Genomic DNA, 26020 nt, shown 5'->3' on the forward strand with positions numbered 1-26020 from the left:
ATGGCCCTTGATAAACACTCAGACACCTTCAGCCTTCAGCGCCGCAATCAAAACGGAAGCACGGCACCCCTAACAAACTGGGGGTTTCGCAACGAGACGGATCCGCTCACCGACGTTCTGCTTGGCTCGCCTGCGCATTTGTTTCACCGCGCAACGTCCAGTTTGTCGCGCAAGCATCTGCGCGAAGCGCCTTGCAACATTCAGGTGGCTCAGGCCCAACATGCCGAACTTGTCTCGGCCTATAAACACTTCAACGTGAATGTTCATATGCTTGAGCCTGAACCAGAACTGACCATGCAGGTCTATTCACGCGATTCCAGCGTGATGACGCCTTACGGGGCCTTCATCACGGCCATGTCACAATGGTGGCGACGCGGTGAAAACTATGCGGCCATCCGTGCCTATGAAAAGCTGGGTATCCCGATCTACGACATGGTGACAGCCGGTACTTTCGAGGGCGGCGATTTCAATGTGATCGAAGAGGGCTGCGTGCTGATCGGCTGCGGGGATGCCCGGACCAATGAGCCGGGGGCGCGTCAGGTGGCAGGGTGGTTCGAGGCTGAAGGCTGGGAAGTGCGTCTTGCCTTCATCGACGAATACTACGTCCATATTGATCTGATGGTCGTACCCATTGCCGAAAAACTGACCGCCGTGTGCCTTGCGTGTACGGAACCGGGCATCGTGGAATGGCTTGAGGCGAAGGGACATGAGATTATCGACGTGCCATTTCCACAGACTATGGCCTTGGGCTGCAACCTGATGTCGCTGGGCAATGATAAAGTGATCGCGCCAACGTCATCCACCTATCTGATTGACCAGCTGCGCGCACGCGGTTTTGAGGTCGCTGCGGTCGAAACAGCGGAGATTTCAAAAACCGGTGGTGGCATTCACTGTATGGCGCAGGCGCTTAGACGCGGTGATTGATTTGCGAACCCCAAACCAAAACAGCTGAGAACATCACATGTCGATAGCGGCTGGCGACGTATCGTCCTTCCGCTATCTGGCACACCATCAAGTGAGGTCTTGTGCTGGGTATTGCCAAGTTGTTGGCGTCAGTTTGTGAAGCTTGGCAAAGGCAGGATCATGCCACCATTTCCGCGGCGTAATCTGCCCTGAGGCTGAATGCATCGGAGCGGGCGTGGCGGTATGAAGTTGCATTCAGTTGAGAGCAACGAGGACGCAAGAGCAGGTTGATCTGGTCATGTGCGGCCAAAAACCTCTGAGCCTGCCGGTGGGATTTGAATCTGCCGAAGATCTTCTCTCGTTTACGTGTCGGCCGGTGCGACACTTCAATCGCGTTGTTCAAGCCCTTGTGCGCGCGATGGTCAGCGTTCGGGGTCAGTGTTTTGACCGGCTTGATATAGCTGCGCAGTTTGTCGGTTATGATCACCCTCGGCTCGCCAAACTGTGAAATCAATCTTTGGAAGAGGTGCTTTGCTGCTTTGGCACTGCGGCGTGTTTGCAGGAGAATATCGAGGATGTCTCCATCCGCGTCGATCGCGCCTCGCGCGGCCAACAGGTCTTCAACATCAGCCGTGCTCAGAGCTAAAGCAATGAGATCTAGATTTGTCGAAGAACACAGGTCCAGCTTTCCAGCCAATCGGTTGCGTAAGGTTCGTGGCGTCAGTACACGTGGTTTGCGTGCGTTCCGCAGCCGTCCAGCCAGCCGCAGACAGCGATCTGATTTGATCACGTTGGCCGTCTGATGCGTCAGAACGGCATATCCGTTGTGCGAACGCGCAAACACAAGGTCACAACCGATAGCGATTACAAGTTCAACATCGCGCCTAATCTGTTGGATCGTGACTTCGTGGCGGATGCACCAAACCAGAAATACACGTAAAGTCTGCTTCCACCTCCGACCAATTGAAAGCGAAGAGCCTCAGACCTGAACTGTCTGTGTCTCCTCACCCGCCTTTCCAACAGCCAATTCAAGCTCTGGAAGATCCCGCAATGTCTGCAGATCAAACGTTGCCAAAAACGTTTCCGTGGTCACGAAAGTATGCGGCGCCCCGGGCCGAGGTGACCGCGGACCTGACGCTATTAGATCCTTGAAGCGCAATCGCGCCAGTAGGTCGCGGCTGACATCTTTGCCAAAAATGTCCTTCAACCCTGCCCGGTCAATCGGTTGGTGATAGGCGATGGCGCAAAGCACGCCCATTTCTATATCAGTGAACCCGAGGGATTGATCGTCAAGATCAGCTGCCGCCTTGATTGCCTCGGCGAACTGGATCCTCGTGCGGAACATCCAGCCATGGGCGACTTGAGCCAACTCGTAGGGTCTACCGGTGAGTTCGGACTGGATGTCATCGATCAGCATCTCGACCGAGACCCCCTGCCCCACCACACGGGCGAGGTCGTGGCGGTCGACCGGCGACGCGCTGGCAAACAGCACCGCTTCGATCCGCCCCATCCACTCGCGCCAGCGTAGCTCTTGAGGCAAATCGTCGAGCTCACGATCAAAGACGGCTTCACCTTCATCCGCGGGTTTCCGTTTCCTGGTCGCCAGCGTCATGATGCGATCCCGTAAAGCCGGAAGGTCGGGCGTCCGGTCAGTTCCCGCGCCACACCAAGTTCGACAAGCCGATCGCAGAACCGCCGTGCCGCCCGGTCGGTCATCGGGAAATTCGTCCCTTGGATCATTGGGGACAGCATCGTTGAGGGCGCCACGGCATCCTCGGCGAGGAAGAGATCGACCGCTGCGTCCGATCCTTTTGCGCGGAGCCTCGGGGCGACGCTGCGAAGCGTTTCGGCACGACGGGCCAGATCCCGGGCTAGCCGTATTGTGCTCTCGATGGACTCGAGGATCCGCACTTGGACTGCCAGTTCGGCCCCCTGCCCTTCTCCGTTCAGGTTGCGCAGCGTCGCCTTTGTCAGCCGCTGCGCAGTTATCGGCAGCACCATTTTCCAGTTCAGAACCCGCGCTAAATCGATATCAGAGAGCAGACACGCCGCACGCTCCGCTCGGTCGTCGGCATCCAGAACGGAACGAAGAACAGCCACGCATCCGGCCAATGGCCCATGGGTTCGGGCCTGATCCTGTCCTGCCTTCAGCCCTGCGCCCACCTCGCCCGCGAAGCCCGCACCAGCCAAGTCGAAAATCTCGCCAGTCCCGTTCGCACGAAATCGCCCCGCATCGCGCCAAAAGGCCAAAAGATCGCCATCGGGACCCCGCGCTTCGCCTGGGGGCGTCAGGTGGTAGGCGTCGCGGATATCAGCTTCTCGCGCCAACCGCCCCTCCAGTTTCGAGGTCGCTGTGGCGGCTGTCAGGGCAAGGCGATTGGCCAGCAGTTTCACCGGCACACCATGGTTGGGGTCCGAGACCAATGTATCCAGCACGGTCAGGGCCGCCCCTGACCGAAATGCCACAGTTTCAAGGGTTTCTGCCCGCCCGGTGGTGACCCATGCGGGCAGTTTCGGTAGGGTGATCGGGTCGTCAGAGCTCACGGTTGGCTGATAGGTCATACCACAAGACTATCGCAAGGCGGCGCTTACGTCCACAATATGATGTGCAAACCGCCCCACCTTGCACCTCTTTTCTATGTCCAATAAGTTTGCATTATCGGACACTAAAATATAGACTGGGAAGCACTTCAATTTCATCGCTGAGTTCACTGGAAAATGACCATAGAGGACGAGAAACCGACGTCGTCACACTCTGATGCAGGTGATACTTCTCGGGGCGACGAGAGAGATCAAGAAAAAGGCGATGGCATCGCCCTGCCCTCTCATGTTGCAGGCTCGGGCACCCTCGATCGCCTTGCCGATACCGCGCGCGATTACGCCAAGGCCGCCACAGCCGAAAACACCAACAAGGCTTACGCGGCCGACTGGAAACACTTTGGGCGATGGTGCCGGATCAAGGGTTTGGATCTCCTGCCCCCCTCTCCCGAAATGGTTGGTCTCTATCTGGCGGACTTGGCAGCACCCGTTGGCAAGGCTCCGGCAATCACCGTCTCGACAATTGAGCGCCGCCTGTCTGGCCTTGCCTGGCACTACCAGCAGCGCGGTTTCACACTTGACCGCAAGAACCGCCACATCGTCACCGTGCTGGCCGGGATCAAACGCAAACATGGCAAGCCGCCGGTGCAGAAGGAAGCGATTCTGCGCGACGATATCCTCGCCATGGTGGCCACCCTGCCCCAAGACCTACGGGGGCTAAGAGATCGGGCAATCCTGCTCATCGGATACGCGGGAGGGTTGCGGCGTTCCGAGATCGTCAGCCTGGATGTCTACAAAGACGACACTCCGGATTCAGGCGGCTGGGTAGATATTACCGACGAAGGGGCCCTGCTGACGCTGAATGCCAAGACCGGCTGGCGCGAGGTTGAGATTGGCCGGGGATCAAGCAACCAAACCTGCCCCGTTCATGCCCTTGAGAGGTGGTTGCATTTTGCCAGGATCGATTTTGGGCCTCTGTTCGTACGCACCTCTCGTGATGGCAAGAAAGCCCTTCCCGCAAGGCTATCGGATAAGCACGTCGTGCGCCTCATTAAGCAAACCGTGTTAGACGCCGGTATCCGCTCAGACCTGCCTGAAAAAAGACGATTGGCGCTATTCTCGGGTCACTCGTTGCGCGCCGGCCTCGCGAGTTCTGCCGAAGTTGACGAACGCTATGTCCAGAAACACCTCGGCCATGCTTCAGCCGAGATGACACGCAAATATCAGCGCCGTCGGGATCGGTTCCGGATCAATCTGACCAAGGCGGCAGGTCTCTGACGCTCTTGCCCTATCAAGCCACCGCTTTCAGTTTTTGAACCTTGATGTCATCTTCATACTGCCGCGCTTGCGCCAATTCATAACTCGTCTGCATGCGAAGAAGAGTATCCGCCTTGACACCAAAGGCCTTCTCGAAGCGGATCGCCATCTCTGCGGACAATCCCGCATTGCCATTGAGCAAGCTGCTCACAGCCTGCCGGGATACACCGAAATGATCGGCCAGATCCTTGACACTGATCGACGCCGGTTCGACAATTTCTGTCTTAAGCCAGTCGCCAACATGGACCGTCAAAGACGGGTGCATCTCAAGAGCCATGATAATCCTCCAGTTCCATGTCTGTCAGAGCACCTTCGTCGTTCAACCGAAACGTCATCCGCCAGTTCTTTGTTACAGTCATCGACCAGGTTCCCTTCCGATCACCGGTCAATTGGTGAAGGCCGTAGTTTGGCGGCGTTCCGAGTTCTTCAAGGTCGGCTGCCGCGTCAATGAACGCGAGCATCTTTCCAAGCCTGCCCGTGTCACCCACCAGACCTTTCGGATTCCCTGTTTCAAAGAACCGCCGTAGACCCTTGTGGCCGATGTTCTCAATTTTCATCGTCTTACCTATCTTGCCAAACAGCGAGTGTCAAGCGTCACGTGTCGCATGTCACGCCCTGACTTCGCTCAATCGACCATAGAAACTGCGATCAAGGTGCAACTCACCGGCCTGAGCCTTTTGAATCATACCCCGCAGATATCCGCCCGGCGAGGAAACCTCCCCCAACGCATGCTTATCGTAGATCAGAGCGACCGCGGCGGCCGCAACTTCAGCCCCAAGTGCCCTCTGCGCTGTGTTCCAAGCGTGTTCTGAGATGCCGACCATCGGTCTGATCTTGGCTGCAGCCCTGTGCACGCCATTCCAATCACGGATGTAACCCTCCATACCCCGCGCCATCTCGCCAAAATGTGGACAGGTCAGCATCAGCATCGGAATATCGATGTCAGATCGCCGCCTGTTTGTGTGAGTGCTCCAATCGCCATCAAGATCCACGTCTTCCGGTTTCTCTACCTGCTCTACCGGTGGACTTTCTGGCCCAACGCCCGCCGCGTGCTGTTTTTCTGAGCTATTACTAATTACAGGTTTAGGTTCAATAGTAGTTAGTATGTGGGGTTCACCAGTGAACTCCCTGGGGTTCATATTTTGGGAATATGTGACAGCAATAGTTTCTGTTGAACCCTCCTGTGGATGCGATCTTGCGTCCGTTTCTTGCGGCCAGTCAAACGCTGCCTCGAAAGCCGCTTCTACGCGCTCTTGTAGCGCTTTGAACCAATCAACGATGTTGACCAGCTTATCAGGGCCTGTAGCGCGTTTAGGGAGTCGCTCCAGCATCAGAACAAATTCAGCCTGTAGCTCTCGCCACGGGCCTTTGAGATGGCTCTCCAGGGCTTTCTCGATCTTCGCGCGGATCACACGGCGCGTCACGGTGATTGTGTTGCGAAGTGACTTGCAGACCTGGCGCTCTTCGAGGATCTGAACGTGAAGCGCTTCGAACTCTGCTGTGCGCGCCGCCATAGGGGCGAGATCAAAGCCGTAGGCTTCCACGATGACCCCCTCATGATCCCTGTATCCATAACGTTTGCCATTCGGACTGTCTTTAAACGCGATGAGGCCCGCTTCGCAAAGCCGGCGTGCATGGCGTTTCAATGTCGCAAGGGAAAACCCTGTCTGCTCCATCAGGAAGTTGTTGGAGGCCCATACGATCGGCCGCCTGCCCTGCTCCCAGTCCTGTGGCTGCGTGACAGCTCCGAATGTATCCAAAAGCAGCAGGTCCTGAGACTTCAGTCCGATCGCAGCCGCGATCTTCTTTGCGGCAACAATAGCCTGTGATTTGGGTATAGATAGCCGTTCACCGGCTTGTGCGTGCTTTTCAGCGGCGACAAGGCCCGGTGTTGGCTTGCGCCAACCTGTATGTTTCATGAGTGTTGTTAAACCTCCATCAGTTGAATGAAGGCAAAAGGGTCCCGTTCACCAAATCGGTGTTGTTTCGTTGACTTCGTTTCGCGGGAGAGTTATCTAAGTCTTGCAACAGAAATTAGACGAGCTCTCAGGCCGCGAGGTTTGGGGGCTTTTCTTTTGCCGTTAGATCACGTGATGTTCCTTTCTGCTCTTACCTCAATAAAGGTCGAGCGCCCTTTCCTATCGTTGCAGGTGAGCGTTTCATTTCTTCGACCCATGTTCTTGTAGATAAGCTGCGATCATGTCGCCTAAGCCCTCTAGGCTGTGCTTATCCAAATCTATTCCCGCAGCGCTGACCGATAGCTTTCCACCTTGTGATGAAACAGAAAGCTTCTCTCGTCCGAACTTGCGTATGATTGTTAACTTCTTCGTCTTGGCGGTACCTTTAGCCGTCTTAACCGGACCCTTTATGAGTTCAGCAACAACTTTCTCAAGCTCTCGATGACTAAGCGCATACACATTCTTGCACGCGTGCAAGATTTCATCGCGTGCCTTAAACACCGCCTTCCCTCTCGAAACGTGGCTTTCGTGCACACCGATGATGCTCGCAAAACTAACAGCGGTTACTTTCTTGTCAGGGTTCGAAGCTTCATAACGATCAAACATCTGGCCAACTGATAGAAGGCGCTCGAAAGCACCGAGGTTTTCGCGCTCTTCATTTTCTCGGAAGCGCATAAACAGCATCTCAAACTGATCGTCTGAAACCCCTCTCTTCTCCGGCGACGCCAAAATGGCCCTGACAGGCCGACCGAGCTTCTGAGCAATGGCATGCCGTCTGCGTCCAGTGATTAGAAAAAATGGAACGCCAGCACAGTTCTCTGGATCTAGCGGATCGGGTTGCCAGTTTGGATCGACGGGCCAGATCTGAATTGGTGTGTCTTGACCATTTTGTTCAATGCTCTCGAGCAGAGAGTTGAAAGCATCCTGATCTATCCAATCATCTCGTCTATCCGTCCCAATCTCATCTTTGATTTGGGTAGGATCAAGTTCCAGCTCATGCTTTCCTTGTAGAATATGACCTACGATCTGCGCACGTTTCTCATTCAGAAGGACCTGAGTGTCACTGAGTGCTCCCGCTTTCCAAGCGCTGCCTGAGCCGCCCATCCTAGGTTTCAAACCAGTGGAAGGCGCAGGCGAGATGGTCCTAGCGTCCTGCGTAGGCTCACTTACGACGTCTTTAGGTGGGGCGTCAGCGGTTTCAGATGATTTCTTGCGTAAAACAGAGCTGCTGATCGAACGCTTCATTCTGCATCCTCTCCAAAGTCATAAAAGTCTTCCATCCAAGCGTCTGCATAACCTCTTTCCAAACCGGGCCACAGACGTGAAACCAACGCATCGTTCACAGCATCAGCGTTGTCGATAAAACGATTGATGCCTTTCTTCTTGCCGGGGGTATCTGGCTCATACTCATAGACTGATTGGTAGACGTCAGAGGCATTAGAGATGGCGTCTGAACGCAAATAGAATACGGGAAGCACTTCGTCCGGACAGTTTTCCAGCAGGTTGCTCACCTGTTTTAAATCCTGCTCATTCGTTCTTTGGACTATGGTTGGCAGCAACATGTTTGCACCTGCGCCGATATCTAATCGCTCATTCGCGAATATGTGACGCAACATAGTCAGCAGTCCCGTGACAAATGTTGAAAGGGTTGCGATGTCGAACCCCTTCATCGTTTGAGGAATGATAAGCGAAGAAGACGCTATGACGTTATTGAGTTGGAAAAGAGTAAGAGCAGGCTGATAGTCAATGATGATGCAATCAAGCGTCTCGACGAGGGCTGCATCGAGTTTTGATTTATCTACTTTCCCACCACTCAATAGCTCGTTGGGTTTAGTGACTGGGACATGCCCCACACGCCAACGATCAATTGCATCTTTCAGAAATCGATAAAACCGTTTACCTGGAATATCCGCGCGCAGAATTCTTGCAATCTGGATTTCGCCCTCAGACGTTTCACCGTGAGCTGGCAGCAATCGCACGCCCGGCCACGAAGTCTTCTTGAAGAATGTGTCAAGCGTCGGCGCATCGTAGTCCGTGAACGGTTGCTCTTCGGTTGTCTGAAACAGGCCCGCAAAATCCACCATGGTTGGAGTGTTCTCATCCGGCATGGTCGGCATCTCTTCGCCACCTACAAAATACAGCGTTATTGTACTTTGGGGGTCTGCATCCATGATACCCACACGCATGCCGTAATGCAGGCTGAGATACTGTGCGAAGTGCGCTGCTGAAAGTGACTTGGCAGTGCCACCTTTCTGGCTGGCAAAAGAAATAACCGGCAGAGGATCTTCGGGCTTGCGCCATGCGAGATACTCGTAAGGGCGTTTACCCGTACCTGCCAATAGCGCGCGAATGTGCATCAGCTCCTTAAGAGTGAAGACCCGCTCTCTACCCACGTATTGTCCAGCCGGGAAATCTTCATGATCTTTCGCCAGCTTTGTGAGATGCTGATGACTAACATTGAGAAACCGTGCACACTGACGCATTGACCAAGAGCGCTTGATGCGATCTCGCATCGTGAGCTCTTTGTTGACAGACACCATGGTCTTATCGAGCCCTCTGGAGAGCTCTTGCAAAAACTGTTCTAGATTACCGCTCATGTCGTATTCCGCTTTTCCGATTCTCTTATGGATTCGGCTCGCACATGAACTAGCACGTTTTTCGGTGATTTGTACAGATACCGTACGCACATCGTAATTTCGCGCACGTTTTGAAGCTGTATACGACGCCATCGACCATCTTGCACGCGTGCAAGATTTCGAAATTCCTAACCTTCCACTGACGTCAGATCACTTCAAACGATAACAGTGCCACTCACGAATGGAAGTATTTTTCATGCAGAACAAACGATGTTCAATGCGAATTGCCGTCCGGCATTATTGCTGATGCACCGTCAATCTTGCACGCGTGCAAGAAACTAAGATTATACATTGTTCGCCTTGCTGGCTGTTGGGGTGATTGAAATCACCTTGCAAGGCAACAGACCCATGGTCCACCACCGGGCGCAGTCGGGTATAAGACACAGCCAGACGAAACGCTTCAGCCAGCTTTGACCTGAACAAGCGCGCAACGTTCTCCAACGAGGCTGAGCCTCCCCCTTTGAAGTGGTCAGCCGCATACATCGCGGCGACATCCTTGACGCCTACACTTACGCGCACCGTCTCAAAAAAACTCAGCGGTCTCACGCCTTACGCATACATTTGCAAAAACTGGACTTCCGAGCAGGATCGATTCATCTTAAATCCGATCCACCAGATGCCGGGGCTGAACACCTAGGCTTCCTGATTTGAGTTTTCTTCTGCTGCAATCAGTTTTTGCAACCGCCTGCGGAACAGCAACGGTCCTGCATCAATTGCGATATCTACGTTTCGGGTGATCTTATCTCTCATGCCCTTTTGGACTTCGACCAAAATCTCGCGATCTTCGTTGAAGGCGTGCATGACCGACTCGCTCATGTAATTGGACACTTCCTCATCATTGGGGCTCACATTGCGAACCTGAAACCAAAAATAGCGCGTGGTATCCTCATCGATAGGGGTCATGAAGTTATAACTGTCCATCTGGAAATACTGACCTTCGGGCAGGTTATTTGCATCGCCGCCCGATCCAGCGGGGACAAAGATCGCCTTGATGTAGGCCAGTGAAGGATAGCGGACTTCGTAGTGCTGTTCGCGGTCACAATTGCCCTCGAACGGGACCAGGCGTTTATAAAACGGGGCTACCTCAGTGTCATACATCCAGCGCGATACGATCACCCCGTTGTCGGTTCCGGTGATGGTGAGCGGTTCCTCTTCGCAAGCGGCGGTGCCGAACGAGGACTGGTGAACCCATGCAACATGGCTGGGATCAAGAAGGTTGTCGGTAATATAAAGGTAGTTACAAGCGAACGGAATTGCGTCACCTCGATTGATGCCCCATTCAGGATCATCAAAATGTTCGATATGGAAAATCTTGTCAGGGTCAGCCAAGGCAGGATCGCCCATCCATATCCATACGAGATCGTAGCGGCTTACCACAGGGTATGAATGTACATTTGTCGCGGCCGGAATGCGATCCTGGCCGGGAACGCGTACGCATGTTCCCGTGCAATCAAACGTCAGGCCGTGATAGCCACATTCGATGTGGTCACCTTTGATGCGACCTTTGGAAAGGGGCAATTTGCGATGAGGGCAGGCGTCCATCAGGGCGATGGGTTCACCAGCTTGGCTGCGGAAAACGACAATCTTCTCACCAAGGACTTTGATCTGTTTTGGCTCACGGGTGACTTCGGTATCCCATGCAGCGACATACCATGTGTTTCTGAGATACATTTTCTATCCTCTTCTGTTGGGGGCAGTGGGGGCCACCGAACGTAGATTTTGCGTTGAATTTGTCGGGTCATGGCGCAGCGCTAAACTGCGCATGTGGTCGCAGAACGATTGCGCCAAACTGCGGGCCACCACGATATGGATGTCGCGTGTACTTTCCCACCACAAGACCGCAGAATAATGCCCAATTTGAGTGCGCACGACACGGGCACTGCGCACGGCGGCATCATGCAGATCGGTCGTACAATAGTTCGCCAGAAAATGCAGGGCCTCGACGCCTCTAAGGCGCATGTGCGTTTGCGCATCACTGATATCGACGCAACTGTGCCCGCTTTGCGGAGGTGTGCCCGAGACCCAAAGGGTTTCAGGCCATAACCGCAGCCAGATACCCTGAGGCCCGGAAATGCGTTGGCCAAATGGAACCAATTCATCAAGGTCCGATGAAGGGATATGCACAGCACTTAAAGGGATGAATTCTTCGTCTAACCGGAGCCCTAGAGGGCCAGTCAGGTAACCATCAGCATCAGTTGCAGATGTGCGGCGTAAGACATCATGCATGGAGGCGCCCCCCGTTTGGATCATAGGCGCACGAAGGGCTGACACGCACGCGAACAGAGCGGTTTTCGACCGGAGAGTGCGCCCAAAGAATTTCATTCATGCGGTTTGACCCGTTCATTAAGAAAGCCAAAGCAATCGGATGCCCTAGCGTTGATTCGTGAACGGAAGCCGTCAGATAGCCTAACGAAACACCGCTATTATCCTCGAACAGCGGGGCGTCACTCAGATGGGCTGCGAATGGAATGGGCGTGGTCCCGTCTTCGGGAACCAGCCCGACAAGTTCGCCGCGCCCTTCAGCCTGTAGCGCAGAGCGTTGCAGTAAGGCGTGCCCGATAAAATCCTTTTTTGACGAAACCATCCCGCCCATGCCTAAATCCTTAGGCGTGCGTCGGCCGTCGATCTCTGTTCCAACCGAAAGGTGACCTTTTTCAATCCGCAACACGTCGAGGGTTTCAAGGCCGTACGGGGTGATGTCCCAAGCGGCACCTTGCTTCATGACGCGTTCCATCAACGCCTCGGCATATCCAGCAGGAGTGGCGATTTCAAAACTGAGCTCGCCAGAGAAACTGACCGAAAATGTGCGTACGGGCAGGGCACCTTCCAACGTGCCTTCGCGCACGGCCGCGAATGGAAAACTGTCGCTGTCGGTTTTGAAGTCGGGGCTGAGGGCCGCCAGCAACTTGCGCGCGTTTGGCCCTGCAATCGCAAGCGTCGCCCAATGGTCGGTTACGTCCGTCAGATCCACATTCATATCTGGCCAGTCGACCTGCAGCAGCTTTTGCATGTGACGCCAGACAGAAGAGGTATTTGCGGTTGTGGCGGTGACCAGATAGTGATTTTCGCCAAGACGTGTGATGGTGCCGTCGTCAAACACAATCCCGTCTTCACGCAGCATCAAACCATAACGCAGGCGCCCTGTTTTGATCGTTGCGAAGTTGTTGCAGTAGAGGCGTGACAGGAACTCCAGCGCGTCTGGACCCTGAACATCAAATTTTCCCAATGTGGACATGTCCACGCAGCCTAAACTGTTGCGCACCGCGCGGCATTCACGCTTGATTGCTTGAGCCATTGTTTCTGCACCCTGCGGGAAATGGCGCGAATAGAGCCAATCACCGGATGTTTGAAAAACACACCCCAATTTCTCAAAGCTTCGATGAAACGGGGTGCGACGAACAGGCGTCATTTCAACCCCAACATCCGCGCCCACCAACGCCCCAATGGAAACTGGCGAATAGGGGGGCCGGTAGGTTGTGTGCCCAATCGCTTCGGCGGGCTTACCGGTCAATGCGGCAATTTCCAGCAGGCCGTTGGTCCAACTTGTTTTGCCTTGGTCCGTACCCATTCCAAGCGTGGTGTAGCGTTTGGTGAGCTCGATATTGTCATAGCCTTCGCTTTGGGCCTGCCTGATATCCCTGCGTGTGACGTCGTTTTGCAAATCAACAAACGCTTTGCCTTGGTCGGAATTAAACGTTGTTCCGGTATGGGACGTTGGTGTGGGGCGCGGCAGGTCTAAATGCCTGTGCAACTCCAGCTCGGCCATAGCCCGATGCGCGGCCGCTTTGCCGTCCTCGATGCACATTGACAGGTCAAGCACCCCGCGCGCACCGCCAACGGGTTGCATGAGTTTCAGTCCACCGGCATCTGCGGGCAACAAGCTTTGCGTTGCTGCGTTGAACGCCAGGCGCTGATCTTTTTGTGCAAAAAGATGTGCAGTTGGCATCCAGCCTGCTGAAACACAAAGCAGGTCGCAGACGACGCGTCTGCGTTTGCCTATCTTGTTGCGATAGGACACGGTGCGTAAATGCAGCCGGCCTGTGGTGCCAAGCAGCGTTTCACCGTCTTCCAGTACGCCCTGGACCTCGATCCCGGCGGTGTGCAAAGCGGCAACCGTATCTTCACGTTCTTGCGGATCAGCCACTGCCACAACCGCGCTCGCACCCGGTGCGACGCCAAAGCGGCGAATGTAAGTGCGCACAGCATTTGCAAGCATCACACCCGGGCGATCATTTCCGGGGAAAACGACCGGGCGTTCGATTGCACCCGCGGCTAGGATAATCCGGCGTGCGCGAATTTTCCAAAAGATTGCTTTGGTTGCGTTATCGTCTTGGGGTGTTTCAACCGCTTGCACATATTCATGGTCGTATTGACCAAAGGCCAACGTATTTGCCATCACGGTGACATTGGACAATTCCCGCAATGCAGCAACAGCGTCTACGGCCCAATCGGGTGCGGGCTGACCTTGCAGCTGATCGCTGCTCGTCAGCGCCGAACCACCCAATGCCTGATCTTGTTCAACTAAAATGACGGTGGCCCCGGCCTGAGCTGCGGTAGTTGCGGCTGATAATCCTGCGGCACCACTGCCGATGACAAGCACATCACAGAATTTGCGGCGCTTGTCATACTGGGCGGGGTTCGCCGATGTATCTGCCTCGCCATGTCCGGCAGCACGGCGAATGATACGGGCATAGGTTTTGTGCCATGCCTTGCGCGGCCACATGAACGTTTTGTAGTAAAATCCAGGTCCTAACAGCCCACTGAACAACTGCATCAGCGCCCCTGCATCGCGGTCGAGTCGTGGCCAGTTGTTCTGACTGGTGACCTGCAAGCCGTCGCGCAATGGAACTTCTGTTACCTTCAGATTTGGCGTTCGGCCAGAGGTGTCTGTTACAGTAACCAACGCCGAGGGCTCTTCTAGTCCGGCAGACAGAATGCCGCGCGGGCGATGGTATTTGATTGAACGCGCAACCAGATGTTGCCCGTTTGCCAGCAATGCAGACGCAAGCGTATCACCAGGATGGCCCTGCATCGATTGCCCATCAAAGGTAAAGTCTATGATGCGGGTGCGATCAATCTGGCCGCCGATGGATAAACGGTTCGTCATGGCGCATCCGAGAATTGATGTGAAAGGGTGTCTCGAGTAACGGTGATCCAAGTTTCACATCCGCCACTATGAAACCAAAGCTCTTCTATCGGCCCGCGCGGGTTTGTGCGTTGATGCAATGCAATTTGCCAATCTTGGACTGTGGTTTTGCCATCTAGTGCGGGTTGCGCGCGCGTGGCCCCGCCGTAGACAAATTCGCTTTCGTCGCGTGGGCCACAATGAGGGCAGGGGATCAACAGCATAACATCCTCCCTAATGCAGCCAAGGATAGGGGCCGATACCGGCATCGTCTTGCGCCGCGCCTGTTTCAAATCGACTTGGTGCGAAAGGAGCGAGAAGGTCGGGCATATTGCCCGTGGCCAAAAGGTCGGCCATGCACCAACCTACAGCTGGCGTCGCCTTGAAGCCAGCATAGCCCCAGCCGCCGTTGATCATCAGCCCTTCAATAGGTGTGCGCCCGACCAATGCGTTTCCGTCCATCGCGATGTCCGCAGTCCCAGACCAGTGGCGCATCAGACGCAAACGCGACAGGAACGGAAACATTTGAACGGCGCGGGCAAGCACATCTTCAATCCGTTCAAACGAACCGCGCTTCGCAAAGGAATTATACCCATCCGTGGCACCACCCAGTACGAATTCACCTTTGTCTGTTTGACTGATATAGGACAGGCCTGCATTGTAATTCAAAACTGTGTCCAACGCGGGCTTGATAGGTTCTGTGACAAAGGCCTGTACGTTGATTGAATCGATGGGCAGCGTGAGACCTGCCAATTCCGCGACAGCAGAGCTTTGTCCCGCGACCGTGATAAGGGCCTGCTTACAAGCGATGCGGCCTCGGGGCGTTTCTACGCCATGTATTTTGCCACCTGACACATGAATTTCAGTCACAGGACAGTTCTGGAATATGTGAATGCCCGCAGCAGATGCCCGTCGGGCAAAACCCCATGCGACGGCATCATGGCGTACTACGCCGCCAGCCTCTTGAACCAAAGCACCTGAAATTGGGAAACGCTTGCCAGCGCGTAAGTCCAATTCGGGGACGCGCTGTTGAAGCGCATCACAGTCCAAAATTTGGGCATCTCCACCGCCCATAATCATGGCATTCGCGCGCACGGTGAAATGTTCCAACTCGCCATCTGAGTGCGCAAGATCGACGTAGCCGCGCGGCTCATACATGATGTTGAAATTCAGATCCTGACTGAGATCCGACCAAAGCTTTAGCGCGAAATTTTTCAGCGCGAAGCTGGCATTCAGCAAATAATCCGAACGGACAATCGTGGTGTTGCGTGCGGTGTTTCCGCCTCCGATCCAGCCCGCTTCAACCACGGCGATGTTCGTAATCCCATGGTTAGCAGCAAGGTAATGCGCCGTGGCCAACCCATGTCCGCCGCCGCCAATAATCACGATGTCATAGGTCGGACTCATTTCTGGAGTCGCAACAAACGCGGGCCAATTGCGGTTGCGACGTAGCGCTTGTGTAAGGAGGGAAACCCCCGAATAACGCATCTCTGACTCCAAAGCGAAAACTGTGATCACAGTTAGATCAGAAGCATTCCGTTGGCAAGGGTCAGTTTCGCATTGATCTGTGATCACAGTTTAGTCATAGTGAGGTATTGTCTAGATCACAGGAGGCCGGAATGCCCGAATTCACCTTGGACGAACTAGAGCCGGGCGCCCGTAATTTGCTCATAAATTGTGCTGGGGCACAGCCGGGTGACAAAGTTCTGCTTGTCGGCGAACAAGGCGAGAATTTGTATTTTGAGCCTGAGCTATGCCGTGATGTCGCGCTGATTGCAGAAAGTCTTGGCATGAGGCCCACGGTTATTCTGGCTAAGCCTGTCAAAAACGCAGCCGAATTTCCTGACAACGTGCGTCACGAAATGGAGATTGCTGATCAGATCATCTTTTTCTCGCGTCTGGGGGACCAAGTCAGGTTTTCACTGGATGCCGGAAACAAGAAAACGGTGATGACATACACTCTGGACCGCTCTTACCTCGCATCGCCGTTTGCATCTGCGGATTTCACGATGATGAAACGCATGCACGATGCTTTGTTGGATGTCGTTCTTAATGCAAAGAGCTATACGATCACGGCTGCCAACGGAACAAACCTACATGGAAAGATACATGCAATCGGGAAAGACGCAGTATCAGAGTTCGCGCTTGAACTGTTTCCAGTCATGATCTTTCCTCCGGTCAACTGCTATCAGCTGAATGGTAAGCTGGTGATTGATCATTTTGTCACGTCTAGCTCAACCAATGCCTATGAAGGCAGCACATTGGTGATGGACAGCCCGGTGATGGTAACGGTGGTCGATAGCCGGATCACTGACTTTAAGGGACCAGATGATCTGGTTGAGAAGTTCAAAGTGCAACTGATAAAGGCTGCGGCTGTGACAGGGGGCGATCCGTACCTGATCAATTCGTGGCACACTGGGATCAATCCAAATACCTACTACAAGGGCGACCCCTATGGCGACTTGGAGCTTTGGGGCACAGTTGCCTATGGATCTCCGCGATACACACACATCCACGCCGCAGGAATTGATCCCGGAGACGCGGCTTTCCATTTTATGGACGCTACCATTGCATTTGATGGTCAAGTTTTGTGGGATGAAGGACGATTTGTTTTTATAGACAGGCCGGAAATTCAAGCCATGATGAACATAGACCAACGCGCGCTGCTGAACTCGGCTGTGCGCCACAGCATCGGGATGTAGATGAGCGAAAACAAAACCAATCCAATAGCGTGGGTGGACGTCACGACACAGGATGCAGCGACTGGTGAATTGGCTGCTGCCTACGATGCGGTGAAAGGTCCGGATGGACGTGTCGAAAACCTGTATCTCGCGATGTCACAAACGCCAAAGGCGATTGTCCCTGCGGACGCGCATTATTTGGCGTTGCTACACAACCCTGACAATCCGTTGAAACCGGCGCTGGCTGAATTTATCTCAACCTACGTCGCGATCCTTTGCGGCAGCGCATATGCAGTGGCGAACCACGGCGAGAATTTCTGCCATTACATGAATGACCGTCCGCTTGCAGACAAAATGCTAGCTTCGCTGCACGACGAGACTTGGCCTGTTACGCTGCAAGACCCGGGCTTCCTCGCGGCTGTTCGTTACGCTCAGAAACTGTCTCTGACCCCACAAGACATGAACGCAAAGGATGTCGAAATCCTGCGCGATGCTGGATTTTGCGACAAGGGCATTTCCTATATCATCCAACTGGTCGCATCGTTCGCCTATTGGGCTCGGATGATCAACGGATTGGGAACGCAGCTTGGTGCAGACGTTGGCTTGACCCAAACGCCGCATCCTTCCCAGTAGCGCCTTAAGCCTTTTGTTGAAGCCGTTCACGTTCAGCGGCATGTTGGGCAACCATCCGTTGCGTCGCTGGTAGTGCGTAAATCGCGTCACGTTGACGGGCGATGTTTGGATAACGGGTAATGTCCTGATCAGGAAAGATCACATCCCAAATGGTTTGTGTCGCGAGGATGAAGTCGGGCACAGTTGGCGTGTCGCCAAAGAAATACGGCCCATTTTCCAACGCGCTTTCGAGTGTCGCAAAAACGCCTTCTAACCGTTCCATCGATGCCGCCTTGAGGCGCGCCTGATCACCTGTATCAGCAAAGTAGAATTCAGGATGGAACTGGATGATCACATCGGGCTGCAATGTGGTGGCGAGGTAGAGAAGCCATTGCAAAAACACCCCGCGTCGGGGATCACCTTGCGGTATCGACAAGCCAGAGTCCGGGTGTTTTTCCGCAACATAGAGCGCCACTGCACCGGTCTCGAAAACCGGCCCATCCGGCCCCAACAGGGCCGGTGTGCGGCAATGGGGGCTGGCAGCCAAAAATGCCGGATCAGGGGCCGCTTGGAAAAGTTCGACCCAGTGCGGGGCATAGTCGGCACCGACATGTTCAAGGATCGCATGTGCAGACATCGCATAGGTGTCCGGTGCGCAGAACAAAGTGTATTCGGTCATTTCATGAGCCTTGCATCAGTGTCAGTGTTTTCTCTTTTAGACGCGCAGACATATCAAGCGCATCAGATTCCTGCCAGTTCTCCAGCCCCTCGCGTTGGAAAAGCTCCGGTATCCACATTTCGGTCTGATACCGATCCAACGTATGTTGGTCTGTCAAAAAACTGTTATCCAAGGCAGCTCGCGTCACAACCTCGGTTGCGATGGTTTCTTTGGTGACAAGGATGCCGGCGCTGAACCTGCTTGCCATCGCGGCCATTTCATCGCACGCAACCAGCATTTCCATCGACCCCGTTCGCCCGCTGGACAGGACGCCAAGGTTATGTGTCAAAGCGGTTGATGAAACACTGGTCCCATGAAGGCTCGCGCTCACTTCGGCAAATGCTTGCGGGCCAATATCATGCGCATCGGTACAGCCCGACCCTACCCAGCTGGGAATGCCAAGATAGTCAAAAATATCTGCCGCCCCCAAGCCCGCCAAAGTATATTCTGGTGATCCAATCGCCATGTCAGCGCGACGCATGTCCATTGGCATCACGGACGACCCTGACATGACGGGCGCACCTGGCGACACCAGTTGGCTTAGTACAATCCCGGCAAGTGATTCTGCCGTTGCTTGGGTGATTGCCCCCGCCAGAGTGAGGGGGCAGGCCATGCCGGGGAAAATCGCGGGATAACATACAACGGGCAGATGCAATTGCGCGGCCATGATCAAGCGCTGGCATGTTTCCTCACCCAGCTTCATGGGCGAAATCGGGCCGATAAGATCCAGCCCAATTGGCTTGTCAGCCAGCGCGGTCATACCCCCAACCCGCTGTCCCATTTCTTCCCAGATGGCGCGGACACCATGTTCATCATGGCCTGTGAAAAAAATCGGTTTTCGGGTTGTGTTCAGCAGGGCACGCGCACTTGCCAATGCTTCATCTTCGGCACCAATGTCGCTGGGATATCCAAGCGATGCGGCCATGTCGATGTGTGGCAACGCGTCTTGAAGCCGACCATGATCAGAAATGTCTGAAAGTACGCAAGGGCGATAGATATCAGTACGCGGGTCAAGAACTTGGACACAATTTACGGCAGTGCCAAAGCGAGGCGTCTTATCATCAGTGGCAAAAGCGAGATGTCCGTCTTGGTTAAAGAACTCGATACGGCGCGGGATGGTTTCCATGGTGCGTCGGACCAATTCGGGGGGGTAATACGTCCTGTGCCCATCTTCGCGGCACCCGCCGTCTACCAGAATTTGACGCGCCTGCGGGTCGTCGACTTGCATGCCCAAATTGCCAAGTAGATCTAAAACCCCTGAGAAGATCATCTCGGCGGAATCTGCATCAATTGTTCTTAATTGGTTGCGCCGCTCATGGCGTTGAACAGGAACAGACCCTGCGCGATCTTGCGCAGCCTTGCGGCCCCGAGAATGTGCACGTCTCGCCATTGCGCGTTCCTCAAGAAAAAGAGGCCGGCATGAATGCCGGCCTCATTCACTTTGGGTTGGAGCTTAGCTGTCGATCCAAGCCGTCCGCTGTGCTTGATAGAAACCCAATGGACCAGACCCGTGTGGGGTGATGCCCTGAACTTCGTTCGCGGCAGCGTCAACAAAGTTGCGGAAGCCAAGCGTCGCGTGGCCACCGTCATCGTGCAACATCAACTGCATTTCGTCGTAAAGCTCTTTGCGTTTCGCGAAATCAAGGGTGCCACGCGCTTCAAGCAGAAGCTTTTCAAAGGTGTCATTCTTCCAGAGTGTCTCATTCCAACCGGAAGCCTTGGAAAATGCGATCGAGAAGATCAAATCCGGCACCGGGCGGGGATCCCAGCCGGATGTGATCATTGGCTTTTGGATCCAAACAGCTGACCAGAAACTGTCAGCAGGCGGATTGATTACATTCAGATCGATCCCCGCCGCTTTTGCGCTTTGCTGCAGGTGTTGTGCTGCTGCCAATGCACCTGTACCGGCGACATCCGAACCGTAGATGTCAATCGGGGTATTCTCCAAACCGGCCTTCTTGATGTGGAAGCGCGCTTTTTCTGGATCGTAGACGCGTTGTGGAATGTCGGCGTTGTAATAGGGGTCAATGGGCGAAATCGGGTGATCGTTGCCGACAGTACCCAGTCCCTTAAGGATGTTGTCCCGAATACCTTCACGATCGATTGCGTGCTTGATGGCAAGACGGAAATCAGGATTGTTTGTCGGTTCACGGTCCAGCATCATCGCGAGGTTTAGGAACGCGCCACTTGGTGCGTTGATAACGTAGGACGATCCGCTGTTTTCGATTAGCCGTGTTGCTTTTTGGTCCAGTTGCAACAGGACATTAATGTCCCCTGCAATCAACGCATTGATACGTGAGGTGTTGTCGGCAATCCCGATGAATTCCACCTCGTCAACATAGGGACCATCACTGCCCCAATAGTTGTCGTTGCGTTCAAACACATAGCGACTGCCCGGTGTAAATTCGACGACCTTGAATGGTCCCAGACCCGTGGGCTTGCCAGTGAAATCTTCCAAGCCCGCCTTAGTCATATGCACGCGCGTATCGCTCAGCACCATCGGGAAGTCCGCATTTGATGCGGCAAGATTGAAACGAACTTGATGTTCGCTCAACTTGTCCATGCTGGTGATTTGGCTCAGAAATGATTTTGCGGGCGCTTCTGAATCTTCGCGGGTGTAACGGGTGATTGCGTAAATCACATCGTCAGCGCCGAACTTTGATCCGTCGTGGAATTCCACGTCGTCGCGCAGATCGAACACCCAAGACGAAGCGTCAGCGTTGGATTCCCAACTGGTGGCCAACCATGGTTGGGCTTTTAGTTCTGCGTCCCGGTTCACCAGCACGTCATGTACGGAATATCCCATCTGGATATTCGCGGTGCTGAAGTATTTCCCGGGGTCTAAAGTGTCCTGTGCTTGGGCGGCTTCGATACCAATAGCCAACCGTCCACCTTTTTTCGGTGTGGCCGCTGAGGCCCGCTTGGCGGTCATCCCAGTGATCACACTGGCCGTCGCACCGGCTGCAGCCATCGTACCCATAAATTTCCGTCGCGAAATTTTGTTGGCTACATACTGGCCGAAAAGGTAGTCGTTGAATTCGTCGTCTGACATTCGCATTTCTCCCTTGCATGGTGATCCAGAAAGTCTGCCCTCTGACGACTTTTCTTGCCCATTTTTGGCTTGCTGTCACCTTGTGATCTCTAACTGTGATCACAGTCAAAATCCAAAAGCAAGTCCTTTGATCCGCTCGCGATGCTGGTGAAGTTGCCTTTTCACAAGAAGATGTACTAGGTTCAGCGCTTACACAAATTGAAGCAGGCACCCAGAAAAATGAATGACCCAGAGAGCACAGGGGATGATCTGTCAGAAAATCTGAGCAGTAAAATCTATTCTGGGTTGCGCATGGAACTCATTGTCGGCGACCTAAAGCCCGCCGCGAAACTATCGATCCGAAAGTTGGCGGAAAAGTTTGGTGTCAGCGCAATGCCGGTGCGCGAAGCGTTACGTCAGCTCGCTACCGAACACGCTTTGATTGGTGCCAAAAAGAAAGCGTACCGGGTTCCCGACCTTAGGTCTGCTGAAGCATCAAACCTGTTTTTTGTGCGTGCTGTTTTGGAGGGCGCTGCCGCTGAGATCGCAGCACAGCGGGTCAACAATCAAGATCTAGAAATCTTGGAGCGCTTTGCTAACGAGATGGAAATCGCGTGGCAGAAGCAGGACGCAAGTTCATTTCTTGCGAGTAACTTCCGATTGCACTCCCATGTCTATTCACTGACCGGAAACCACGCACTGCAGTCGATGATCGAGTCACTTTACGTGCGAACAGGCCCTTGGCTGGCGCATGGTATCGTCAATTTGGTCAATCCAGACAATTGGATGGGTGAGCATTTGGAGATTATTGATGCGCTGCGAAGAAGGGATGGCGCTGCGGCGCGGCGTCTTATGGAAGAAGATGCAGAATGGGGTGTGCATCTTTACAATCGGATAGGCTGAAGCAGACGGTTGGTCACTTTATCGCACATTTTACTTGCTATTTCTAAAAACTGTGATCACAGTTGGCTGATCTCCAGTGCGTGGCCGCCACTTGGAAAGGGGATCAAATGAGCCTGATGGAAATCCTTGGAAAGCGGCTTTTGATTGGTCTCGCGACTTTGATCTTCGTCTCTATTCTTGTATTCGTGGGAACAGAGATTTTGCCAGGGGATGTCGCACATGCGATCCTCGGGCAGGGGGCAACACCAGAATTGCTGGCACAAGTAAGAGACCGCTTAGGTCTAAATGAACCGATGTATGTTCGTTACTTTGTCTGGCTCACAAACTTCGTTGTGGGTGATTTTGGCACTTCACTTGCGAACGGTGCTGACATCGGTACAGAAATTGCACGCCGGGGCAAAAATACGGTCATATTGGCGACCTGCACTGCGCTTATCGCGGTCCCTTTGGCAATTACGCTTGGCCTTCTGGCCGCAACAAAGCCAGGCGGATTGGTTGATCGTGTTGTCACTTCGACATCCCTTGCACTGATTTCCTTTCCGGACTTCTTGGTCGCCGTCATTCTTGTCACGGTTTTCGCGGTCAAGCTGCATTGGCTGCCTGCGATTGCTTCAATTCGACCAAGCTATGATATCTTTGACTGGATACGTATTCTGATCCTTCCCGTTGCCGGGCTGACCTTTACGATTCTGGCACACATGGTGCGGATGACCCGCTCTGCGGTCCTAAACGTGCTTTCCAGTCCTGCGATTGAGATGGCAATTTTGAAAGGTGTTCCACGACGGCGTTTATTGCTTCGGCATGCCTTGCCCAATGCGTTTGGGCCGATCGTAAACGTGGTCGCATTGAACCTTGCATATCTGATCAGCGGTGTCGTCGTTATCGAAACCCTTTTCAATTTTCCGGGTTTGGGCCGCTTTATGGTCGAAGCAGTCACGAACCGCGATGTTCCAATCGTGCAGACCTGTGCAATGATTTTTTGCTCGTTCTACATCCTTCTGAACATGAGCGCCGATATCCTTTCCATTATGGCAAACCCGCGGGTGAGGTATAAGAAGTGAGTTCTGATTCAAGCACATGGCATAAAGATCTCCGAGAGGTGTTGTCTGACCTGACACCAGGTGTCACGGTTTGCCTTCTGATCTTGATATTTGTCTTTATTGTTGGCGCGCTTGCCCCATGGATCGCACCCTATGACGAGGGGGCAATCCTAACTAACAACAGTTTTGAATCGCCAAGTGCGGCCATGTGGCTGGGCAGCGATTATCTGGGCCGTGATATTCTATCGCGTATGATATTCGGCGTGCGGGTGACATTGTTCCTTGCTTTGGCAATCACGTTTCTGTCGTTCTTTGCCGGTGTTGGCCTGGGCTTTCTGGCCGCGGCGTTTGGCGGGAAAGTAGACTCGTACGTGAGCCGCTTGAACGACGCGATGTTGTCGTTCCCGTCTTTGATGCTGGCGCTGATCGTCATCAACTCGCTGGGCAGTTCGTTTGTGGTTCTGGTCTTTACCATCGCATTCATCGACATGACCCGCGTGTTTCGTGTCGCAAGGGCACTGGCCGTGAACATCATGGTTATGGATTATGTCGAGGCCGCCATTGTCAGAGGGGAAGGCAAAGGTTGGATCATTTGGCAAGAAGTTCTTCCCAATGCGCTGACACCTCTGGCGGCAGAGTTTGGTATCCGCTTTACCTATGCAATCCTGTTTATCTCGGCGCTAAGTTTTCTGGGTCTTGGGGTGCAGCCGCCGCAATCTGACCTTGGGGTCATGGTTAAGGAAAACATGCAGGCCATTCTTTACGGCGAATATACCACGCTTTACCCCGCAATTTGCATCGCGCTGATCGCAATTTCTATGAACGTCTTTGTCGATTGGTTGCTTCAACGTTCAAGCGCACAGCTTCCGGATGAGATCTGATATGACTGAACCTCTTTTGAAAGTGCGCGACTTCGATGTGTCAGTCCGTGACAAGAAGGGTCACGAATTCAAGATCGTCGATGGTATCTCATTTGATGTGCAACCGGGGGAAGTCATCGCATTGATAGGTGAATCTGGCTCGGGCAAAACAACAATCTCGTTGGGGTGCATGGGTTACACACGGCCGGGGTGTCACATTACTTCTGGGTCGGTGACCTTGGAGGGTCAAAACGTGCTGGAGCAATCGTTAGCGGACCTGCAAAAGCTGCGTGGAAATGACATAACTTATGTGGCGCAATCTGCAGCGGCGTCTTTCAACAGCGCAATGACCATCGATGCGCAAGTGACCGAAATTCCCGTGATTACCGGCAGCATGACCCGTCCAGACGCGTTGGCAAAGGCCGCCAAGCTATACGCTGCACTTGAGCTGCCTGATCCAGAAACCATCGGGTCACGCTATCCGCATCAGGTGTCGGGCGGACAACTGCAACGCTTGATGGCAGCTATGGCGATGATCAGTGATCCACGGTTTCTAATTCTTGATGAACCAACCACGGCACTGGACGTGACAACACAAATCGAAGTGTTGGCGAGCTTCAAGAAGCTGATCAAAGATAACGGTACCGCTGCAATTTATGTCACCCATGATCTGTCATTGGTTGCACAGATCGCAGACCATATTCTGGTGCTAAAAGATGGCAAGATGGTTGAATATGGCGCGACTGAACAAATCATATCAGACCCGCAACACGACTACACAAAAGCACTGATGGCAGCGGCACATGTGATGCCTGATGAGATCCATGCACCACCCGCGAATACCAGCGTCGAGGTTCCATTGCTGGAAGTGCGCAATGTCACTGCGGGTTATGGCCCCAAACAGGAGGCCATTGCGCTCAAAGACATCAATATGACCATCAACGCAGGCGAGACTGTGGGCGTGATTGGTGAATCCGGCTCTGGTAAAACCACATTGGGTCGGCTGATATCCGGCCTGATGAACGCGCGCGAGGGCAACGTCTTTCTGGATGGTAAGCAACTTGCCCAAAGCGTTTCCGGGCGTAGTCATGGCGAATTGCAACAAATCCAGTTTGCGTTTCAGATGGCGGATGTTGCATTGAATCCGCGTCACCGACTTAACAAAATTCTATCCCGCCCCATGATGTTCTACCGTGACTTGTCGCAAAAAGACGCGGATCGCGAAGTCGCACGGCTGTTGGAACGGGTGGACCTACCAACAGATTTTGCCAAACGTTTCCCCCCTGAATTGTCTGGCGGGCAACGGCAACGGGTCAATCTGGCCCGTGCCCTAGCTGCGGAGCCGCGCCTGATCATCTGCGACGAGATTACGTCGGCGCTGGATACGATTGTTGCCCAACAAATTCTGGACCTGTTGGAAAGCCTGCAAGATGAACTAGGGCTAAGTTACATGTTCATTACGCACGACATTGCCACAGTTTCCAAGATATCGGAGCGGATTGCCGTGATGCGATTGGGTGAGATCGTGGCCCAAGGTCCGGTGGATGAGGTTCTGACGCCACCCTGCCACGACTACACACAGCTATTGCTGAATTCCGTACCGGAGATGCGCACGGATTGGTTGGACGAAGCTGTCATCGAGCGCCGTAAGCTTGTGGCTGCATTGGGTTAAACAGAGGCTGACGCCTCAGCTAATTT

24 protein-coding genes and 2 pseudogenes are annotated in these 26020 nt (G+C 53.8%); 10 read left to right on the forward strand and 16 right to left on the reverse strand.

Annotation, left to right across the window (positions count from 1 at the left end):
• On the forward strand, positions 1-924 hold the full coding sequence (locus tag ABJL60_RS02275; RefSeq protein WP_348286092.1) for a dimethylarginine dimethylaminohydrolase family protein: 924 nt from the start codon (positions 1-3) through the stop codon (positions 922-924).
• A gap of 157 nt (positions 925-1081) precedes the next feature.
• Here ABJL60_RS02275 and ABJL60_RS02280 read toward each other — a convergent pair whose 3' ends face one another.
• On the reverse strand, positions 1082-1600 hold the full coding sequence (locus ABJL60_RS02280) for a DDE-type integrase/transposase/recombinase (RefSeq protein ID WP_348432322.1): 519 nt from the start codon (positions 1598-1600) through the stop codon (positions 1082-1084).
• Between ABJL60_RS02280 and ABJL60_RS02285 the strand changes: the two are divergent.
• Positions 1548-1837, forward strand: a pseudogene (locus tag ABJL60_RS02285) (IS3 family transposase); the annotation flags it as partial. The gene ABJL60_RS02280 and the pseudogene ABJL60_RS02285 overlap by 53 nt on opposite strands.
• 45 nt (positions 1838-1882) lie before the next feature.
• Here the strand turns inward: ABJL60_RS02285 and ABJL60_RS02290 are convergent.
• Positions 1883-2515 carry an SMC-Scp complex subunit ScpB gene (locus tag ABJL60_RS02290; protein ID WP_348432323.1) on the reverse strand — a complete coding sequence of 211 codons (633 nt, stop codon included), beginning with the start codon at positions 2513-2515 and terminating at the stop codon, positions 1883-1885.
• Entirely contained in the window at positions 2512-3465 is a 954-nt protein-coding gene (locus ABJL60_RS02295; RefSeq protein WP_348432324.1) for a DUF1403 family protein, read from the reverse strand. Before ABJL60_RS02295 ends, ABJL60_RS02290 begins: the two co-directional genes overlap by 4 nt.
• A gap of 156 nt (positions 3466-3621) precedes the next feature.
• Here ABJL60_RS02295 and ABJL60_RS02300 point away from each other — a divergent pair, with 156 nt between their 5' ends.
• Positions 3622-4719 (forward strand): tyrosine-type recombinase/integrase, encoded by a 1098-nt coding sequence (locus tag ABJL60_RS02300; RefSeq protein ID WP_348432325.1) that lies wholly within the window; start codon positions 3622-3624, stop codon positions 4717-4719.
• A gap of 13 nt (positions 4720-4732) precedes the next feature.
• Here the strand turns inward: ABJL60_RS02300 and ABJL60_RS02305 are convergent, their stop codons facing one another.
• From ABJL60_RS02305 to ABJL60_RS02325, 5 genes are all read right to left on the reverse strand, one after another.
• Positions 4733-5035, reverse strand: coding sequence for a HigA family addiction module antitoxin (locus ABJL60_RS02305; protein ID WP_348286084.1), 303 nt, complete (start codon positions 5033-5035; stop codon positions 4733-4735).
• A complete protein-coding gene (locus ABJL60_RS02310) occupies positions 5025-5315 on the reverse strand; it encodes a type II toxin-antitoxin system RelE/ParE family toxin (protein ID WP_348286082.1) in 291 nt (96 codons plus the stop codon). Before ABJL60_RS02310 ends, ABJL60_RS02305 begins: the two co-directional genes overlap by 11 nt.
• Before the next feature lie 51 nt (positions 5316-5366).
• Positions 5367-6677, reverse strand: a complete 1311-nt coding sequence (repC, locus tag ABJL60_RS02315; RefSeq protein WP_348432326.1) for a plasmid replication protein RepC — start codon at positions 6675-6677, stop codon at positions 5367-5369.
• Between the two features lie 240 nt (positions 6678-6917).
• Positions 6918-7961, reverse strand: a complete 1044-nt coding sequence (locus tag ABJL60_RS02320) for a replication protein (RefSeq protein ID WP_348432327.1) — start codon at positions 7959-7961, stop codon at positions 6918-6920.
• Positions 7958-9313 (reverse strand): AAA family ATPase, encoded by a 1356-nt coding sequence (locus tag ABJL60_RS02325; RefSeq protein ID WP_348286076.1) that lies wholly within the window; start codon positions 9311-9313, stop codon positions 7958-7960. Before ABJL60_RS02325 ends, ABJL60_RS02320 begins: the two co-directional genes overlap by 4 nt.
• Before the next feature lie 528 nt (positions 9314-9841).
• On the opposite strand from ABJL60_RS02325, the pseudogene ABJL60_RS02330 reads away from it, so the two are divergent.
• A pseudogene (locus ABJL60_RS02330) lies at positions 9842-9989 on the forward strand (IS481 family transposase); the annotation flags it as partial.
• Here the strand turns inward: ABJL60_RS02330 and ABJL60_RS02335 are convergent.
• Genes ABJL60_RS02335 through ABJL60_RS02355 form a run of 5 tightly spaced genes read right to left on the reverse strand, consistent with a single transcriptional unit; the run spans position 9986 to position 15884 of the window.
• Positions 9986-11023: an aromatic ring-hydroxylating dioxygenase subunit alpha gene (locus ABJL60_RS02335; RefSeq protein ID WP_348286074.1), complete on the reverse strand. Its 1038-nt coding sequence runs from the start codon at positions 11021-11023 to the stop codon at positions 9986-9988. The pseudogene ABJL60_RS02330 and the gene ABJL60_RS02335 sit on opposite strands and share 4 nt — an antisense overlap.
• Positions 11024-11026: 3 nt before the next feature.
• A complete protein-coding gene (locus tag ABJL60_RS02340; protein ID WP_348412839.1) occupies positions 11027-11578 on the reverse strand; it encodes a hypothetical protein in 552 nt (183 codons plus the stop codon).
• Positions 11571-14459 carry an FAD-dependent oxidoreductase gene (locus ABJL60_RS02345; RefSeq protein ID WP_348432328.1) on the reverse strand — a complete coding sequence of 963 codons (2889 nt, stop codon included), beginning with the start codon at positions 14457-14459 and terminating at the stop codon, positions 11571-11573. The genes ABJL60_RS02340 and ABJL60_RS02345 overlap by 8 nt, the downstream gene beginning before the upstream one ends.
• Positions 14456-14746 (reverse strand): sarcosine oxidase subunit delta, encoded by a 291-nt coding sequence (locus ABJL60_RS02350; RefSeq protein WP_348432329.1) that lies wholly within the window; start codon positions 14744-14746, stop codon positions 14456-14458. The genes ABJL60_RS02345 and ABJL60_RS02350 overlap by 4 nt, the downstream gene beginning before the upstream one ends.
• On the reverse strand, positions 14712-15884 hold the full coding sequence (locus tag ABJL60_RS02355) for an FAD-dependent oxidoreductase (protein WP_348432330.1): 1173 nt from the start codon (positions 15882-15884) through the stop codon (positions 14712-14714). The genes ABJL60_RS02350 and ABJL60_RS02355 overlap by 35 nt, the downstream gene beginning before the upstream one ends.
• A gap of 212 nt (positions 15885-16096) precedes the next feature.
• Between ABJL60_RS02355 and ABJL60_RS02360 the strand changes: the two genes are divergently transcribed.
• On the forward strand, positions 16097-17179 hold the full coding sequence (locus ABJL60_RS02360) for a hypothetical protein (RefSeq protein WP_348432331.1): 1083 nt from the start codon (positions 16097-16099) through the stop codon (positions 17177-17179).
• On the forward strand, positions 17180-17791 hold the full coding sequence (locus ABJL60_RS02365) for a hypothetical protein (RefSeq protein WP_348432332.1): 612 nt from the start codon (positions 17180-17182) through the stop codon (positions 17789-17791).
• A 4-nt stretch (positions 17792-17795) separates the two neighbouring features.
• Here the strand turns inward: ABJL60_RS02365 and ABJL60_RS02370 are convergent, their stop codons facing one another.
• The 3 genes from ABJL60_RS02370 to ABJL60_RS02380 form a co-directional block, all read right to left on the reverse strand.
• The gene (locus tag ABJL60_RS02370) at positions 17796-18449 is read right to left on the reverse strand and encodes a glutathione S-transferase family protein (RefSeq protein WP_348432333.1); all 654 of its coding nucleotides are present in this window, start codon (positions 18447-18449) and stop codon (positions 17796-17798) included.
• A 1-nt stretch (position 18450) separates the two neighbouring features.
• Positions 18451-19878 carry a trimethylamine methyltransferase family protein gene (locus ABJL60_RS02375; protein WP_348432334.1) on the reverse strand — a complete coding sequence of 476 codons (1428 nt, stop codon included), beginning with the start codon at positions 19876-19878 and terminating at the stop codon, positions 18451-18453.
• A gap of 63 nt (positions 19879-19941) precedes the next feature.
• Entirely contained in the window at positions 19942-21540 is a 1599-nt protein-coding gene (locus ABJL60_RS02380) for an ABC transporter substrate-binding protein (protein WP_348432335.1), read from the reverse strand.
• Positions 21541-21759: 219 nt separating this feature from the next.
• Between ABJL60_RS02380 and ABJL60_RS02385 the strand changes: the two genes are divergently transcribed.
• The 4 genes from ABJL60_RS02385 to ABJL60_RS02400 all read left to right on the forward strand — a co-directional run bounded on the left by ABJL60_RS02385 (position 21760) and on the right by ABJL60_RS02400 (position 25994).
• A complete protein-coding gene (locus ABJL60_RS02385) occupies positions 21760-22422 on the forward strand; it encodes a GntR family transcriptional regulator (protein WP_348286054.1) in 663 nt (220 codons plus the stop codon).
• A gap of 107 nt (positions 22423-22529) precedes the next feature.
• Positions 22530-23483, forward strand: a complete 954-nt coding sequence (locus tag ABJL60_RS02390) for an ABC transporter permease (RefSeq protein ID WP_348286052.1) — start codon at positions 22530-22532, stop codon at positions 23481-23483.
• A complete protein-coding gene (locus ABJL60_RS02395) occupies positions 23480-24343 on the forward strand; it encodes an ABC transporter permease (RefSeq protein WP_348502085.1) in 864 nt (287 codons plus the stop codon). Before ABJL60_RS02390 ends, ABJL60_RS02395 begins: the two co-directional genes overlap by 4 nt.
• A 1-nt stretch (position 24344) precedes the next feature.
• Positions 24345-25994 carry an ABC transporter ATP-binding protein gene (locus ABJL60_RS02400; RefSeq protein ID WP_348432337.1) on the forward strand — a complete coding sequence of 550 codons (1650 nt, stop codon included), beginning with the start codon at positions 24345-24347 and terminating at the stop codon, positions 25992-25994.
• Positions 25995-26020 lie beyond the last annotated feature (26 nt).

It is taken from the genome of Ascidiaceihabitans sp. (assembly GCF_039986515.1).
GTDB lineage: Bacteria > Pseudomonadota > Alphaproteobacteria > Rhodobacterales > Rhodobacteraceae > Ascidiaceihabitans.